This window comes from Streptomyces sp. FH025, from assembly GCF_017427025.1.
Classification (GTDB): domain Bacteria; phylum Actinomycetota; class Actinomycetes; order Streptomycetales; family Streptomycetaceae; genus Kitasatospora.
The window spans coordinates 1-2,271 of record NZ_JAFLNG010000963.1; the positions used below are offsets into that span (position 1 = coordinate 1).

Genomic DNA, 2,271 nt, shown 5'->3' on the forward strand with positions numbered 1-2,271 from the left:
GGGTGGACTCCTGCCGCCATGCGGTCTTCCGCCGGTTTCCCGCCGCTCAAGGGCGGCTCTACCGCAGGCTGGGTCACGGCGAGTGTCTGACGGGCCGCTAGTAAGATACAGGGTGTTTGGTTTTATTTGCCGAGCCTTCGGGTGGGGTGGTGGCGATGGTGCAACAGGAGCGGGCGGTCCGGACGCGTCGGCTGATCCTGGAGGCGGCGGCCTCGGTCTTCGACGAGTACGGCTACGAGGGCGCGACGATCGGCGAGGTGGTCGCGCGCGCGGGAGTGACCCGAGGCGCGGTGTACTTCCACTTCGCGTCCAAGCGGGAGCTCGCCCGGGGCGTCGTCGAGGAGCGGTTCGAGCGGGAGCGGATCCCCGAGCGGGACTGCAAGCTCCAGGAGTTCGTGGACATGGGCATGGTGATCGCCCATCGCATGCCGCGCGACCCGCTGCTCAGCGCGGGCGCCCGGCTCTCGCTCGGCCAGGACGCGTACGGCGACGTCGGCGGCTGCGCCGCGCCCGGCTGGATCCGCCGGTCGGAGGACGTGCTGACGGCGGCCGGCGAGCGCGGCGAGCTGCTGCCGCACGTGGTGCCGGCCGAGACGGCCTGGCTGCTCACCGGGGCCTGGACGGGGGTGCAGATCCAGTGCCGGAAGACGTCCGGCCGGGCCGAGCTGGAGCGCCGGGTCGCCGTGCTCTACCAGCACCTGATGCCGAGCGTCGCCGTCCCGGGCGTGCTGGCCTCGCTGGACCTGGCGCCGGACCGGGGCGGGCGGGTGGCGGCCGAGCTCGCGGCGGCCGACGGGGTTGGTGCGGCCTGAGGCGCAGCGGCCGGAGAGAAAAACCGGAGAGAGAAAAACCGGAGAGAAAAAACAGTGCGTTCGGTTTTCTGTTGACCAAGCATCTGTCCCGCTCCGAGCGCCCGAGTGCCCCGGGGCGCTCGAGAGTCCTGGGCGCCCGAGCGGGGCGTGCCCGGCAAGGGGGCTGGCCGCCCCGGCCCCGGGCGGAAACCCGATGGTCAGCGGCGCCAGGGCCACCGTAGACTCCGGTGTTCGTGACCGAGACGACCGCCACCACCACCCCGATGTCCGGGCCCGATGCCGGGCCCACCGCCGACGCCGACCTCATCGCCGCCGCCGTGGCCGCCGCCGGCCGGGGCATGGTCGGGCGCGAGACGGTGGCCGAGGTGGTCGCGCTGTGCGCCGTCGCCGGTGAGCACCTGCTGGTGATCGGCGCCCCCGGAACCGCCAAGTCGGAGGCCGTGCGACGGGTCGCGGCGCAGCTGGGCGGGCGGTCCTTCGAGTACCTGCTCGGCCGCTTCACCGAGCCCAACGAACTGTTCGGCCCCGTCGACCTGCGCCGGCTGCGCGAGGGCCGGGTCGAGTTCGAGACCGCCGGAATGCTGCCCGAGGCCGAGTTCGCGTTCCTGGACGAGATCTTCCTCGGCTCGACCGCCGTGCTCAACACCCTGCTCGGCCTGCTCAACGAACGGGTCTTCCGGCGCGGCCGCACCACCCTCGCCAGTCCGCTGCGGATCTGCGTCGGCGCCGCCAACCACCTGCCCGAGGACCCCGCGCTGGCCGCGTTCGCCGACCGGTTCCTCGCCCGGGTCTTCGTCGAACCGGTCGCCGACGCCCGGCTGGAGGAACTCCTGGAGTCAGGCCGCCTCCCGGCCGCCCCCGCCGCGTCCGGCGACCTGCTCGGCGCACTCGACCGACTGGCCGCCGCCGCCCAGGGCTGCGAGCTCGACGCCGTCACCCCGCTGCTGGCCACCGCCCTGCGGCGGCTGCGGGCCGCGGGCGTCCCGGTCAGCGACCGGCGCGCCGTACGCTCCCAGAGGCTCGTCGCGGCCGCCGCCGTCCTCGACGGCCGCACCGCCGCCTCCGCCCGCGACCTGTGGGTCCTGCCGCTGATCGCCCCTACCGCCGACAGTCAGACGCTCGCCCGCGAGACCCTCGCCGACCTGATCGACCAGGCCGCCAACCGCAGCCTGGCGCACACCGCCGAGGAACTGTCCCGCAGCAGCGCGGCCCGCGCCGAGCGGCTGCTGCGCACCGGCGCCGCCCTGCTCGCGGAACACGGCGGGCTGCCGGACGGCCAGGACTCCCGGCTGCGGCTGGAGGCCGTGCTGCGCGAGATCGACGCGGGCTTCGACCCGGCGGACCTGCCGACCCCGCTGGCAGGCGTCCGGGCGGGCCTGGCCGCGGTGGTCGCACCGTCGTGAGCGGTGTCCCGCTCCGCTGGGAGCGCCGCGAACCCCCGCTGGAACCGGTCGCCGTC

At 74.8% G+C, this 2,271-nt stretch carries 2 protein-coding genes; both read left to right on the forward strand.

Annotation, left to right across the window (positions count from 1 at the left end):
* Positions 1–155 precede the first annotated feature (155 nt).
* A complete protein-coding gene (locus J0670_RS36185; protein WP_207816960.1) occupies positions 156–812 on the forward strand; it encodes a ScbR family autoregulator-binding transcription factor in 657 nt (218 codons plus the stop codon).
* A 233-nt stretch (positions 813–1,045) separates the two neighbouring features.
* Entirely contained in the window at positions 1,046–2,215 is a 1,170-nt protein-coding gene (locus tag J0670_RS36190) for an AAA family ATPase (RefSeq protein ID WP_307806852.1), read from the forward strand.
* Positions 2,216–2,271 lie beyond the last annotated feature (56 nt).